This window comes from Flavobacterium sp. AC274, assembly GCF_979258275.1.
In genome coordinates this window covers 2,020,383-2,034,565 of sequence record NZ_OZ409852.1, presented here as the reverse complement: position 1 = coordinate 2,034,565, position 14,183 = coordinate 2,020,383, and the positions used below count along the sequence as shown (strand labels likewise).

The following is a 14,183-nucleotide window of genomic DNA, read 5'->3' as shown; positions in this document are numbered from 1 at the left end:
CGTTTTTAACGGAGCTTTTTTTACCTTTGCAAAAAAAAGGAAAATGAAAATTGCCATCATTGAAGATGAACATCTGGCTTCAAATTATCTGAAATCAATTCTCGAACAACAACAAATTATCACCATAAGTGAAGTAACGATATTAAAATCTGTAAAAGATGCTGTGGCTTTTTTTAAAGAAAAAATAGTAGATCTTGCGTTTATGGATATTCATTTGGGAGACGGAAAAAGTCTTGACATTTTTGAAGAAGCAACCATTTCATGCCCCGTTATTTTTATTACCGCTTATGATTCTTACGCTGTAAAAGTTTTCAAACATTTTACAATCGATTATCTTCTAAAACCTTACGAAGAGCAGGAATTATTAGAAGCTTTATCCAAATACAAAAACATCAAGGAAACTTTCAATCCCAACCCCATTCTTGAATCTTTGGTTGAAATTGAAAACCAAAGCAATATTCAGCATCATTTTTTGGTCAATCACAGAGATAAACTCATTTCAATAAATGATACTGTAATTCCTTATTTTTTTGCCACAGGAAAACATCTTTTTATTCATACCAATTCGGGAAACAGCTATTTATACAACAGCAATCTTAAAGATCTTATCAATAGTCTGGATCCGAAATTATTTTTTAAGATAAATAGAAAGTACATTATCAACAGACATCATATCCAGGAAATTGTAAAACATTCGAGTCAAAAAATCGAATTATTGCTTAACATTTCCGTTCCCGATACTGAACCTATAATTTTAAGTAAAAAAGAAATTAATAATTTCAAAAACTGGCTTAATTCGTAAATTAATTTCAATTATTTTCTACCTGAATAAAAAATTATCAAGTTAGATTGTGTTTCGAATTTGTGAAAATTTGTGACTAACTTTTTTAGATCATAATTAGTTTTTTTTGGCGTTCCCTCCGGTCGGGCTATCCGCTCCCAATCTTTTTTTGAGCAGAAAAAGCTCAAAAAAAGGATTTCCGCTTCTATCCCTAACGCAAACCTATTCATTAGATCTTTTCGGAGTTATTCGCTTCTAAAATAACTTTAACTTATTTCCATCTTTTTTAATTCTTATGATTTGAGTCATAAAATAGAGCCTTACGCCCTATTTAAATTTGTAAATATCAAATTCTAAACACATTTATTGCTTTAGAATCTGAATATTTAATCCTAATCAAATCCTAATTATTAAAAAATGAATCCACATCAAAAAGAGCTTATCAAAGCTACAATTCCAATTTTAAGAGCAAGCGGCGAAGACCTTACCAATTATTTCTATAAAAGAATGTTTACGCATCATCCTGAATTGCGAAATATGTTTAACATGGGAAATCAGGCAAACGGAAGACAAAAATCGGCGCTGGCAAATGCAGTTTTGGCTTACGCTGAAAACATTGACGATCCGAGTGTTTTAATTGGAGTTCTAAAAGGAATTGGAACAAAACACAGAAGTTTAAATATCCAGCCCGATCAATATAAAATCGTAGGAACACAACTTATCGCTTCAATTGGCGAAGTCGTTGGAGAAGCTGCAACGCCGGAAATACTCGACGCCTGGACAGTTGCTTTTTATCAGCTTGCAAAAATTATGATTGATATTGAAAAAGAAATGTATCAGGAAAACAGCGCCAAACCCGGAAGCTGGAACGGCTGGAGAAAATTCGTAATCAAAAAAATTGTAGAAGAATCCACCGAAATCAAATCCTTTTACCTCTATCCCGAAGATGGAAAAGAAATCACCAATTATCATGCCGGTCAGTTTATTAGCGTTCAGGTTTATGTGCCCGAATTAGAACTTTTGCAACCCAGACAATACAGTTTGTCAAGCGCTTTTAATCCTGAATATTATAGAATTTCGGTAAAAAGAGAAAGCGGCATTGCACCAAATCCATCAGGTTATGTTTCGAATACTTTGCATTCAAAATCAGAAGGCGATCATATTTCAATCTCTGCTCCTGCCGGATTATTTCATTTAGAAAAAGATACTCCAAATCCGTTAGTTTTAATCAGTGGCGGAGTTGGGCTTACGCCAATGTTAAGCATGCTGGAAACTAATTTAAACAACATTCAGAATAAAAAAACAATCTGGATTCACGGCTGCAGAAATGAATCTGTTCACGCATTTAAAAATCAGATTACAATATTAAAAGAAGAAGCAAAACATCTTGAAACTTTTACTTTTTATGACACTTTAGGAGATAAAAATGAGAGTCAAAGTGAAATAATTCAAGGGCGCGTTGATCTTCATAAATGCAAAGATTCTATTTTATTGGATCAGGCAAAATATTACATCTGTGGTCCCGAAATATTTATTAAAACACAATACGAAGCTTTGGTAAATCTAAATGTAAGTCAGGAAAATATTTTTTACGAAGAATTCGGACCTCAACTTATCAATTTGAATTGAGATGAAAATGGTCCGGTTTCAAAATAAAAAATACCTAATTCCAGTATTGCAAAATTTGATAACAACGTTTTTTATCACCTTTACATTAGCCAGTATTAATTGCACAAATAAATCTGCTTTTTTGTTTTTTTGGATGCGTTCGTGGTTAGTTGCGGGTTTAATTTCAAACTTGTTTTCATTATTTATATTTTCTAATAAAAAGTAAATATTCACAGTTTTAATCCTGCAAGGTTTTGGAAACCTTGCAGGATTAATTATTTAAATCAAGAAACCTTGCAGGAAAACACAACGAATAACGAAAAATAATTTGGCTTCTTTTATTTCTCCAAAAATCAAGGTAAAGACAATACGGTTTATTAAACTCTATAAAAAATTATAGAGTTTGATTTATTGCACATTAATATTTGTAAAAAAATAGTTTTATATTAGCTAAAACATTTCTACCTTAATATAATGAAACAACAATACAATCTTTTACTTGCAGACGACGACGAAGATGATTGTGACTTCTTTAAAGAAGCTCTCGACGAATTACTTCTTCCTACATCGCTTGTAACGGTAAATGACGGAGTACAACTTATGGATTTTTTATCTGAAAGTGGTGCGGAAAATTTACCCGATATTTTGTTTCTTGACCTAAATATGCCCCGAAAAAATGGTCTGGAATGTTTAACGGAAATAAAACAGCTGGAAGAATATAGAAATCTTCCGGTCATTATTTTTTCTACTTCCTTAGACAGAGATATCGTAGATTTAGTTTACGGAAAAGGAGCTGTTTATTATATTCAAAAACCCGGTGAATTTTCTAAATTAAAAAAAGTAATTGGAAGCGCTTTAAGCATTGCCTCCGAAAGCAATTTTAAACAACCTGCAAGAGAAAATTTCATCCTTCAACCTTAAATTTATTTGAATGGGTATTACAAATAAAGAGCTGTATTTTTTGGAAGGTGGCGCAGAAATGGGGAAACTCATACGGTCTAAAGACTGGAGTAAAACACCTTTGGGCGATCCGGCATTTTGGCCCCAAAGTCTTTGTACTATGCTGTCTGTAGTTCTTAATAACCCTTTTGGAATGTACATTGCATGGGGAAATGAATATACTCAATTATATAATGACAGTTTTCGGCCTATTTTGGGTTTAACTAAACATCCGGAAGCTTTAGGAATTAGTTCGAAAGAAACATTTTCTGAAATTTGGGAAACCATTGGACCTATGTTTGCGGATGTAATGAAAGGAAAATCCGTTAGTATTCCTGATTTTATGGTGCCTTTAAACCGTAATGGATTTACAGAAGAATGTTATTTTGATTTTTCATATAGTCCGATCAAAAAAGAAAATGGAGAAGTTGGCGGTGTTTTGGTCACCGTAATTGAAACGACTGAAAAGAAAAAAATTCTGAAGCCTTAAAACAAAGCAATATCCGATTTCGAAATAATATCATGCAGGCTCCTGTAGCAATGTGTGTTTTTAGAGGTGAAAATCATGTTGTTGAAATTGCAAATGAGCAAATGGTTCATTTATGGGGAACTACAAATGAAGAGGTCATTAACAAACCCATTTTTGAAGCATTACCGGAAACTAAAAACAATTATCTTGAAAGTTTACTGGATAATGTATACAAAAAGGGCGAAAAAATTACGGCTAACGAACAACTCGTTAAACTTCCCAGAAATGGAAAAATAGAAGACACCTATATCAATTTTGCCTACGAAGCGCTTACTGAACCTGACGGAAGTATTTCTGGCATTGTAGCCGTGGCAATTGAAGTAACGTCTCAGGTATTATCGAGAGCAAAAGTTGAAGAGAGCGAGCATAAAGTACGAGCATTGGTAGATAATGCACCTTTTCCTATTGCAGTTTATGTGGGGAAAGAAATGCGAATTGAACTTGCAAATGAATCTATTATCAATATTTGGGGAAAAGGAAATGATGTCATCGGAAAATCTTTTAAAGAGGTATTGCCGGAACTTGATAATCAGCTTGTATTTGAGCAGATTAATGAGGTTCTTGAAACAGGAAAATCGTTTCATACTCAAAATACACCGCTTGATTTAACGGTAAATGGAAAACTTCATACTTATTATTTTAATTATAGCTTAACGCCGCTTTACGACATAAATGGTAATATTTATGGTGTAATGAATACGGGAGTTGATTTGACTGATTTAAATCTGGCAAAGAAAAAAATAGAAGAAAGTGATAAGCGTTTTCGTAATACTGTAAAACAGGCTCCGGTTGGAATTACCATTTTGCGTGGTAAAAAACTTATGGTAGAAATGGCAAATGAAGCCTATTTAAAATTAGTAGGCAAAGAAGAAAAAACCTTTGTTGGCAGACCTTTATTTGATTCGTTGCCTGAAACAGAAAAAACGGTAAGTGATTTATTAATTGGTGTATTGGAAACCGGAATTCCGTATCACGGAAATGAACTTCCCGTACCAATCAATAAATTCGGAAAACTGCAAAATCTTTATTTCGATTTTCTTTATCATCCTTTAAAAGAAGAAAATGGCGAAATATCCGGAATTATAGTAACGGTTACCGAAGTTACCGAAAAAGTTCAATCAAGAAAAATAACAGAACAAAACGAAGAACGCCTGAATATTGTTGTAGAAGCCAGCGAATTAGGAACCTGGGAATTGAATGTAAAAACAAAAGAAGCCATTTATTCGCAAAAATATCTTGAAATAGTTGGCGGTTATGACACTCATATTCAATTAACACACGAACAATTAATAAAACATATTCATCCCGATGATATGCCTGTACGAAACAAGGCACTTAAAAGCGCTTTTAGAAAAGGATATTTACAGTATGAAGCGAGAATGATTTGGCTTGACAAATCGATACATTGGATGGAAAGCAAGGGGAAAGTTTTTTATGATGAAAACAATAATCCCGAAAAATTAATAGGGACTATAAGAGACACTACTCTGGAGAAAAAAATCAGCAGGAACTGGAGGATAGCGAAAAAAGATTCCGCAATCTGGTTATGTATTCTCCTGTACCAAAGGCAATACTAAAGGGACGCGATATGATTATTGAAATGGCTAATGCTGTTTTATTAAAAAATATTTGGCGAAAAAATGAAAGTGACGTACAGGACAAAAAAATCTTAGACATATTTCCGGAACTCAAAGAACAAAAATATGCCCATTTATTAAACGAAGTTTACACAACCGGCAAAGTACATTCTGAGTCTGAGTCGTTAATTTTTATTAATGGCAAAAACGGCGGTCATGAAATGTATATTGATTTTGAATACGCACCAATGCGTGAAAAAGACAACAGCATTTCTGGAATAAAAGTGACCATAATTGATGTTACCGAAAAAGTTCTGGCAAGAAAAAAATAGAAGAAAGCGAAAAAAGATTCCGTTCCTTAACAGAAAGTATTCCGCAATTAATCTGGGAAACAGACGAAAATGGAAATGTTTTATTTGCATCAGGAAAATGGTTTGAATATACAGGCATTCATCTTAATGGAGAAACTAAGTGGAAAACTCTGATTCATCCGGATGATTATGACGAAAATATCAAAGTCTGGACCCATAGTCTGGCAACAGGAGAAGTTTACAGATGCGATGTAAGAGTAAAAGGCAAAGGTGGAAATTACAGATGGCACGCCGTTATTGGTGAGCCGGTTTTTGGCGAAGAAAATAAAATCATAAAATGGGTTGTCGCTTTTACAGATATTCAAACTGAAAAGGCTTTTACAAACGAATTAGAAAAGCAAGTTGCAGCAAGAACCGAAGAATTGGAGCGCAATAATACGGAACTGGAGAAAATGAATAAAGAGCTCCAGTCTTTTACGTATATCTCAAGTCACGATTTGCAGGAACCGCTTCGAAAAATTCAAACATTTGCTTCACAGATTATGGAAAGAGAATCTGAAAATTTATCTGATGTTGGAAAAGATAAGTTTCAGCGAATGCAAAACGCAGCCAAAAGAATGCAAACCCTTATTAATGATTTACTTTCTTATTCAAGAACAAATACTCAGGAAAGAATATTCGAAAAAACAGATATTTCTGAAATTATAAATGAAGTAAAAGAAGATCTAAAAGAGGAACTGGAACTAAAAAATGCAGTTGTTGAAAATACGGAATCTTGTGAAATTAATATCATCCCATTTCAATTCAGACAATTAATATATAATTTGGTAAGCAATTCACTTAAATTTTCTAAACCGGATATTCAGCCGATTATAAAAATAAAAAGTAAAATTCATCAGGTAAAAAGCTCTGAAGACAATTTAACCAATGAAGGAAGTTATTGCCACATCAGTATTTCTGACAATGGAATTGGTTTTGACCAACAATATAACACCAAAATCTTTGAAGTTTTTCAGCGTTTACACGGAAAAGAAAAATATAACGGAACCGGGATTGGCCTTGCTATCGTAAAAAAAATTGTAGAAAATCATAACGGCTATATTACTGCCAAAGGTGAAAAGGATAAAGGTGCCACTTTTGACATCTATATCCCCTTATAATCATAAATAAAAAAACGGAAACAACTTTTATGGAGTCGTTTCCGTTTTAATCCTGGCTTCTATGAAGTCAGGATTTGCTTCAAAAAAATAAATTATCTTGTATAAACTGTAATAATACCAGTTGCTTTATCTTTAATTTTCAGCTCTTTGTTAGTAAGATTCATGATATCAGATGTTGAACTTACATTTCCTACAGTGATAGTTAAATCATTATGAGATCTTACGTAAGTACCTGTAGTTTCTGTTAAAGCACAATTAGCACCGTCGTAATCACCTATAACTGCTGTGTTACTTAATCTTAACTCTAAATAGTCTCTGCTACATCCACTTGCATTTTGTGGAGCATCTACCAATACTTCTTGTCCATTAACGATTGTTCCTGTTTGACTTAGGTTGAATTTACCTTGAATTGGAACAATTGTTTCTCCTTCATTATCGTCGCTACTACAAGATGTTGCGAACATACCAAAGCTTAATGCTACTACGAATAATATTTGTTTTAAATTTTTCATGATGTGATCTCGTTTTAATTATTTTTTAATTACTAAGTCAAAATTAGGCCGAAAGAAGCTGAAGTATGTTCTATAATTTTTGGCATTTCTTACATAATTTATATTTTTAGATAATTTTAACTAATATCGTTGCATAATTATCACTTATAGCTCTTTTAATTAAGCTTTTGTTAATTTTTATTCAATATTGATTTTTGGGACAAAAAATATAGTTAACCATTTCATAACCTTTAGGTTACGCTCAATTTATATATGTTTTATTAATTTGATTAAAACTATATATCATGAAATTCTTCAACTTATCATTCCTGACTTCATTTAAAGAATGGCTTTTTTTAAGAGCAATGCAAACTACTTTCCTTCATTAATGACTAAAAAATAAAGGACAGCATATTTAAATGAATAAAATTGACCACTCACTACTAAATAAAGAACAATTTGGGAAGGATTTTCTGTGGGGAGTCTCCACAGCCGCTTTCCAAATTGAAGGAGCGCATGATGCCGAAGGTAAAGGTGCTTCGATCTGGGATGTTTTTACTTCTCAAAAAGGCAAAATAAAAAATGGTCATCACGCCATTAATGCATGTGATTTTTATAATACTTATAAAGATGACATTCAGTTAGTACGACAGCTAAATATCCCAAATTTTAGATTTTCTATTAGCTGGTCGCGTATTATGCCTACAGGAGTTCATCCTGTAAATCAGGCAGGAATTGACTATTATAATAAAATCATTGATTTTTTAATTGAATGCGAAATTGAACCCTGGATTACACTTTATCATTGGGATTTACCGCATGCGCTGGAATTAAAAGGCGGATGGACCAATCGGGAATGTGTTTCATGGTTTTCAGAATATACCGAGGTTTGCGCACAATATTTTGGCGACAGGGTTAAAAACTGGATGGTGATAAACGAACCTTCTGTTTTTACAGGCGCAGGATATTTTTTAGGAATTCATGCTCCGGGAAAAAAGGAATTACCAATTACATCAAAGCCATGCATCATGTAACATTGGCAACGGTTGCCGGCGCAAAAATATTGCGAAATAAAGTTGCTGATGCAAATATTGGCACTACTTTCTCCTGTACGCATATTGAACCTTTCTCTGACAAACCTACAGATGTTCAGGCTGCAAAAAGAGTCGATACCCTGCTAAACAGAACTTTTATAGAACCTATTTTAGGACTTGGATATCCACAGGAAGATTTGCCTGTGCTTAAAAAACTCAACAATTATATTGTAAAGGGCGATCTTGACAATCTCGCTTTTGATTTTGATTTCATCGGATTACAATGTTATACACGCGAAATAGTAAGATCGTCAATGCTGATTCCGTATATTGGTGCCGAACTTGTTAGTGCCGAAAAAAGAAATGTAATTACCACCGAAATGGGATGGGAAGTTTATCCTCCTGCCCTATACCATGTTTTGAAAAGATTCAACGGTTATAAAAACATCAAAAAAATCATTATAACCGAAAATGGAGCTGCTTTTCCGGATACTGTTACAAATGGAAAAGTATATGATATTAAACGTACTCATTTTATACAGGATAATTTAGAACAGATTTTAAAAGCCAAACACGAAGGTTTAAATGTTGATGGCTATTTTGTTTGGAGTCTTACCGATAATTTTGAATGGGCGGAAGGTTATAATGCAAGATTCGGATTAATTCACGTTGATTTTGAAACTCAAAAAAGAACCATCAAACAATCAGGATTATGGTTTGGTGAATTTTTATCAAAACAAAACTAAGAAAACAAAATCCGGAAATTCACATCAACTTAAATAGCAATTTTATGGAAATCAACTGGTTTATTATAGGTGCAATAATTATTGGCGTTGTTTTGCTGATTTATATTCTGATCAAACAAAATAAAAAAGACCGCAAAAAGATTGAAGAAGAGCTAAACTACGTTCCAAAAAAAGAAGAAGCCGAGATTAATAATGAGAAGGAGTCATAATACTATTCAGAATTTTCAAAACCAAAAATAAAAAAGCCTTTCAGGATTTTACTCCCGAAAGGCTTTTGTCTACAAATTAACAAGGCAATATTATTTCCAACCGCCGCCTAGTTCTTTATAAACATTGACTGCAGCCGTTAATTGGTCTTTTTTAGTTTCTATTAATTCCAGTTTAGCTTCCAAAGCATCTCTTTGTGTCATCAATACTTCAAAATAATCTACTCTGGCTGATTTAAACAAATCATTCGAAACATCAATAGATATGTTTAAAGCATCAACCTGTTGAGATTTTAGATCGTAACTCTTTCCTAAATTATCAATTTTAGAAAGCTGATTTGAAACTTCGATATAAGCATTCAAAATTGTTTTATCGTAGTTATACAACGCCTGAAGCTGTCTTGCATTGGCACTGTTAAACTCTGCCTTAATCGCATTTCTGTTAATTAATGGCGCTGCAATATCTCCCGCCAAAGAATACAATAACGATTCTGGAAGCGTAAACAAATACGATGGATTAAAAGCGTTAAAACCAACCGCTGCAGAGATATCCAAAGATGGATAAAACTCAGCTCGGGCTACTTTTACATCCAGTTTTGCAGCTGTAAGTTGCAATTCAGCTTGCTTAACATCGGGACGATTGGCTAACAATTGAGATGGAATTCCTGATTGTACTGTTGAAGGTAACAAAGTCAGGAAATTGGTTCTGTCTCTTTTAATTTCCTGTGGATATTGACCCACTAAGAAATTAATTTTGTTCTCTGCTTCTTTTATTTTCTGACGAATGTCAAACTCAAGACTTTTTGAAGTTAAAACCTCAGCCTGAAACTTCTGAACTGCCAATTCTGTTGCTCTCGCCGCTTGTTTTTGAACTTTTACAATTTCTAAAGCGTTTGATTGCAATTCGATATTCTGTTTTACAATATCAAGCTGACTATCTAAAGCCAATAACTCATAATAGGAGTTTGCAATTTCACCGATCAGGCTTGTTACTACGAAGTTTTTACCTTCAACAGTAGCCAAATATCGGGTTAACGCAGCTTTTTTAGAATTACGCAATTTTTTCCAGATATCCACTTCCCAATTCGCGTAAGCGGCTATTTTAAAATCGCCTAGCGGATCTGGAGTTTCCTTACCTGGCATAATTTCTGTCGAAGCATCACCCGCACCCTGACTTGTATATCTACCCACTTTTTCTACACCCGCTCCGGCTCTAACGCCAACAGTTGGCAATAAAAGTCCTTTTCTAACGCGAACGTCATTTTTGGCAATTTCAATTTCCTGCAAAGTCATCAGTAACTCCTGATTGTTTTTCAGGGCTAAGTCAATTAAATTTACCAGATTTTGATCTTTAAAGAAATCATGCCACGGAATAGTTGCCATATTCGTTGTGTCTTTGCTATTTGCAAAAACCTCAGGAACTGGTTTACTTGGTGTTTCGGCTGCCGTTTGTGGAGCTTTACAACTTGCTACAGCAAGACAAGCACCCAACGCAACACCATATTGATATGTTTTAAATTTATACATGATTGTTGTCAATTTCTTCTGTTAATGGATTCTCTTCTTCATGTTTAACCAATTTGTGTTTCTCTGCAATTTTTGCGAAGATGTAATACAATCCTGGAATCACAAATACACCACAAATAGTTCCGATAAGCATACCTCCCGCAGCTGCAGTACCAATAGTTCTGTTACCAATTTTACCCGGACCAGATGCAAATGCAAGTGGTAATAATCCGGCGATAAAAGCAAATGAAGTCATCAAAATAGGACGGAACCTTGCTTTTGCACCTTCCATTGCAGCTTCAAGAACTGTTTTTCCTGCCGCATGCCTTTGTATCGCAAACTCTACAATCAATACAGCATTTTTACCAAGTAAACCAATAAGCATTACCATGGCAACCTGTGCATAAATATTGTTTTCTAATCCTGCAACTTTTAATAAAAGGAAAGCTCCAAAAATACCCGCAGGCAAAGAAAGAATTACTGATAATGGCAAAATAAAACTTTCATATTGCGCCGCCAAAACCAAGTACACAAATCCTAAACAAATAAGGAATACCCAAATTGCCTGATTACCCTGAGCTACCTCATCTGCAGAAATACCTGCCCAGTCAATATCATATCCTCTTGGTAATTTTTTGGCTGCAACATCCTGAATTACTTTAATGGCTGTACCAGAACTGTATCCCGGAGCCGCACCACCACTAATTTCTGTAGAAGTATACATATTATGTCTCGTAATTTCCGAAAGTCCATATACTTTTTCTAATCTCATAAAGGCCGAAAAAGGAACCATTTCATCACGATCATTTTTTACATAAAGTTTTAAAATATCATCTGGCTGCGCGCGATATTCCGGTGCGGCCTGAACGATTACTTTATAATTAATACCGTATTTGATAAAACTAATTTCATAGTTACTACCAACAAGAGTAGACAAGGTATTCATTGCGTTTTCGATAGAAACTCCTTTTTGCTGAGCCAAATCGTTATCGACTTTCATCATGTACTGAGGGAAACTCGCACTAAAGAAACTAAACACGTTAGATAATTCAGGACGTTTGTTCAATTCTTCTACGAAATCTTTATTAACGGCTTCCAGTTTTTTGAAATCACTAGAACCTGTTTTGTCCAGTAAACGAAGCTCAAATCCTCCCGCAGCTCCATATCCCGGTACTGCCGGTGGTTGAAAAAATTCGATATTGGCACCCGGAATATCTTTTGATTTTTCTTCCAGTTCCGTCATAATTTCCTGTACAGATTGCTTACGATCGTTCCAGTCTTCTAAATTGATCAAACAAGTTCCTGCATTCGATCCTGTACCTTCAGTTAAAATTTCATAACCTGCCAATGAAGAAACTGATTTTACTCCTTCTACTCCTTCTGCTATTTTTTGCAGTTTCTCAGCGATATTATTGGTTCTTTCCAATGATGATCCCGGAGGTGTCTGGATAATAGCATAAAACATTCCCTGATCCTCATTTGGGATAAATCCTGAAGGAACTGTGCTGCTGATTAACCATGTTCCGGCGCAAAATCCTAAAAGCGCAATAATTGTAACGGCTCTTCTGTTTACGATTTTACCTAATACATTTTGGTATTTGCCCTGAGCGAGATTAAACTTATTGTTAAAACCATCAATAAATACATTTACAGGTGTTTTCTTTTTCGGTTTGCCGTGATTGTTTTTCAACATCATTGCGCAAAGTGCCGGTGTTAAAGTCAAAGCCACAATACCCGAAAGTATAATCGCGGTTGCCATTGTTATAGAAAATTGTCTATAGAAAACCCCAACCGGACCAGACATAAATGCAACCGGAATAAATACCGCCGCCATAAGGAATGTAATGGCAATAATAGCTCCTGCGATTTCGTGCATTGCTTTTTTAGTCGCTTTAAATGGAGAAAGATGTTCTTCTTCCATCTTGGCGTGAACGGCTTCGATAACTACAATTGCATCATCGACGACGACTCCAATTGCCAATACTAAAGCAAACAACGTAATCAAGTTCAATGAAATATCAAAGAAAGTCATGAACACAAAAGTTCCTACTAATGAAACGGGTACCGCAATTGCAGGAATAACGGTCGAACGCCAGTCTCCTAAGAAAAGAAACACAACTAATCCCACCAATATAAAAGCCTCAATCAACGTATGAATTACTTTTTCGATAGAAGCATCAAGGAATTTAGAAACGTCATATGATATTTCATAATTCATTCCTTTTGGGAATTTTTGCTTGATTTTTTCCAATTTTGCTTTTACGTCTTCAATAACCTGATTCGCATTACTACCAAAAGACTGTTTTAATACAATCGCAGCAGACGGCTTACCATTTAAGTTCGAATAAATATCATACATCGAACTTCCAAACTCCACTTTTGCAATATCTTTCAAACGTAAAAGTTCGCCGTTACTGGTTGATCTTACTACGATATTCTCATATTGTTCTTTTGTTGTAAAACGCCCTGAATATTTTAAAACATATTCAAACGCCTGAGAACGTTTACCGGAACTTTCTCCCGTTTTACCCGGAGAAGCTTCCAAACTCTGGCTTGATAATGCTTCCATTACCTCATCTGCAGAAATTTTATAAGCCAGCATTCTGTCTGGTTTCAACCAAATACGCATTGCATATTCACGTGTTCCCAAAATATCTCCAGATCCAACACCGTTTACCCTTTTTAATTCTGAAAGTACATTGATATCGGCATAGTTGTACAAGAACTTCATATCGGTATTTTTATCCGTACTATAAAGATTCACATACATCAACATACTCGGAACTTCACGCGTAATTTTTACACCCTCTCTTACTACTAAAGGAGGAAGCTTATTTGTAACCGAAGCTACACGATTTTGAACGTTAATGGCTGCCTGATTAGGATCTGTACCTAAATTAAATACAACCTGAATACTTGCTTCACCATCATTTCCGGCATCAGAAGTCATGTATTTCATTCCCGGTACTCCATTTAGAGCTCTTTCTAAAGGAATTACAACCGATTTGATCATCAATTCTCCATTTGATCCAGGGTAATCTGCCGTAACATTTACCATTGGAGGAGAAATTGAAGGGAACTGGGTAATTGGTAAATTCATCACCGACAACACCCCTAAAAAGACTATCACAAGCGATATAACTATCGAAAGTACAGGTCTTTGAATAAATTTATTAAACATTTTTATATTTTTTAATGATTAAACCAAATTGGAATTTGAAAGTTTCTGGTTTCAGGTTCCAAGTTTCAGGTTCAGTGCGCAACTTGAAACTTGAAACCTGAAACAATTACAACA

Annotated in this window: 11 protein-coding genes and 2 pseudogenes; 10 read left to right on the top strand and 3 right to left on the bottom strand. The window is 34.5% G+C overall.

Features of this window, described 5'->3' with window-relative positions:
* The first annotated feature begins 43 nt into the window (after positions 1-43).
* The 8 genes and pseudogenes from ACZZZT_RS09620 to ACZZZT_RS09585 all read left to right on the top strand — a co-directional run bounded on the left by ACZZZT_RS09620 (position 44) and on the right by ACZZZT_RS09585 (position 6,905).
* On the top strand, positions 44-802 hold the full coding sequence (locus tag ACZZZT_RS09620) for a LytR/AlgR family response regulator transcription factor (RefSeq protein WP_463460193.1): 759 nt from the start codon (positions 44-46) through the stop codon (positions 800-802).
* Between the two features lie 396 nt (positions 803-1,198).
* On the top strand, positions 1,199-2,410 hold the full coding sequence (gene hmpA / locus ACZZZT_RS09615) for an NO-inducible flavohemoprotein (protein WP_463460192.1): 1,212 nt from the start codon (positions 1,199-1,201) through the stop codon (positions 2,408-2,410).
* A 453-nt stretch (positions 2,411-2,863) separates the two neighbouring features.
* On the top strand, positions 2,864-3,310 hold the full coding sequence (locus ACZZZT_RS09610) for a response regulator (RefSeq protein ID WP_042564616.1): 447 nt from the start codon (positions 2,864-2,866) through the stop codon (positions 3,308-3,310).
* 10 nt (positions 3,311-3,320) lie between these two features.
* Positions 3,321-3,818, top strand: a complete 498-nt coding sequence (locus ACZZZT_RS09605; RefSeq protein ID WP_463460191.1) for a PAS domain-containing protein — start codon at positions 3,321-3,323, stop codon at positions 3,816-3,818.
* Positions 3,819-3,850: 32 nt separating this feature from the next.
* Entirely contained in the window at positions 3,851-5,434 is a 1,584-nt protein-coding gene (locus tag ACZZZT_RS09600; protein WP_463460190.1) for a PAS domain-containing protein, read from the top strand.
* A complete protein-coding gene (locus ACZZZT_RS09595) occupies positions 5,404-5,766 on the top strand; it encodes a PAS domain-containing protein (RefSeq protein WP_463460189.1) in 363 nt (120 codons plus the stop codon). The genes ACZZZT_RS09600 and ACZZZT_RS09595 overlap by 31 nt, the downstream gene beginning before the upstream one ends.
* Positions 5,763-6,122: pseudogene (locus ACZZZT_RS09590) on the top strand (PAS domain-containing protein); the annotation flags it as partial. The gene ACZZZT_RS09595 and the pseudogene ACZZZT_RS09590, both read left to right, overlap by 4 nt.
* A gap of 75 nt (positions 6,123-6,197) precedes the next feature.
* Complete coding sequence (locus ACZZZT_RS09585; protein WP_463460188.1) at positions 6,198-6,905, top strand: sensor histidine kinase; 708 nt, start codon at positions 6,198-6,200, stop codon at positions 6,903-6,905.
* Between the two features lie 92 nt (positions 6,906-6,997).
* On the opposite strand, the gene ACZZZT_RS09580 is transcribed toward ACZZZT_RS09585, so the two are convergent.
* Positions 6,998-7,369, bottom strand: a complete 372-nt coding sequence (locus ACZZZT_RS09580) for a lipocalin family protein (protein WP_463460187.1) — start codon at positions 7,367-7,369, stop codon at positions 6,998-7,000.
* A gap of 446 nt (positions 7,370-7,815) precedes the next feature.
* Here ACZZZT_RS09580 and ACZZZT_RS09575 point away from each other — a divergent pair.
* Positions 7,816-9,176: pseudogene (locus ACZZZT_RS09575) on the top strand (GH1 family beta-glucosidase).
* A 44-nt stretch (positions 9,177-9,220) separates the two neighbouring features.
* Entirely contained in the window at positions 9,221-9,385 is a 165-nt protein-coding gene (locus tag ACZZZT_RS09570; protein ID WP_165768485.1) for a hypothetical protein, read from the top strand.
* Between the two features lie 90 nt (positions 9,386-9,475).
* Here the strand turns inward: ACZZZT_RS09570 and ACZZZT_RS09565 are convergent, their stop codons facing one another.
* Together ACZZZT_RS09565 and ACZZZT_RS09560 are read right to left on the bottom strand one after the other, a co-directional pair.
* A complete protein-coding gene (locus ACZZZT_RS09565) occupies positions 9,476-10,909 on the bottom strand; it encodes a TolC family protein (protein WP_463460186.1) in 1,434 nt (477 codons plus the stop codon).
* On the bottom strand, positions 10,902-14,069 hold the full coding sequence (locus ACZZZT_RS09560) for an efflux RND transporter permease subunit (RefSeq protein ID WP_463460185.1): 3,168 nt from the start codon (positions 14,067-14,069) through the stop codon (positions 10,902-10,904). The genes ACZZZT_RS09565 and ACZZZT_RS09560 overlap by 8 nt, the downstream gene beginning before the upstream one ends.
* Between the last annotated feature and the right edge of the window lie 114 nt (positions 14,070-14,183).

Excerpts from the sequence above, each read along its gene's own strand:
- ACZZZT_RS09620 (WP_463460193.1), top strand. The coding sequence starts at position 44 with ATGAAAATTGCCATCATTGAAGATGAACATCTGGCTTCAAATTATCTG.
- hmpA (WP_463460192.1), top strand. The coding sequence starts at position 1,199 with ATGAATCCACATCAAAAAGAGCTTATCAAAGCTACAATTCCAATTTTA.
- ACZZZT_RS09610 (WP_042564616.1), top strand. The coding sequence starts at position 2,864 with ATGAAACAACAATACAATCTTTTACTTGCAGACGACGACGAAGATGAT.
- ACZZZT_RS09605 (WP_463460191.1), top strand. The coding sequence starts at position 3,321 with ATGGGTATTACAAATAAAGAGCTGTATTTTTTGGAAGGTGGCGCAGAA.
- ACZZZT_RS09600 (WP_463460190.1), top strand. The coding sequence starts at position 3,851 with ATGCAGGCTCCTGTAGCAATGTGTGTTTTTAGAGGTGAAAATCATGTT.
- ACZZZT_RS09595 (WP_463460189.1), top strand. The coding sequence starts at position 5,404 with ATGTATTCTCCTGTACCAAAGGCAATACTAAAGGGACGCGATATGATT.
- ACZZZT_RS09585 (WP_463460188.1), top strand. The coding sequence starts at position 6,198 with ATGAATAAAGAGCTCCAGTCTTTTACGTATATCTCAAGTCACGATTTG.
- ACZZZT_RS09580 (WP_463460187.1), bottom strand. The coding sequence starts at position 7,369 with ATGTTCGCAACATCTTGTAGTAGCGACGATAATGAAGGAGAAACAATT.
- ACZZZT_RS09570 (WP_165768485.1), top strand. The coding sequence starts at position 9,221 with ATGGAAATCAACTGGTTTATTATAGGTGCAATAATTATTGGCGTTGTT.
- ACZZZT_RS09565 (WP_463460186.1), bottom strand. The coding sequence starts at position 10,909 with ATGTATAAATTTAAAACATATCAATATGGTGTTGCGTTGGGTGCTTGT.
- ACZZZT_RS09560 (WP_463460185.1), bottom strand. The coding sequence starts at position 14,069 with ATGTTTAATAAATTTATTCAAAGACCTGTACTTTCGATAGTTATATCG.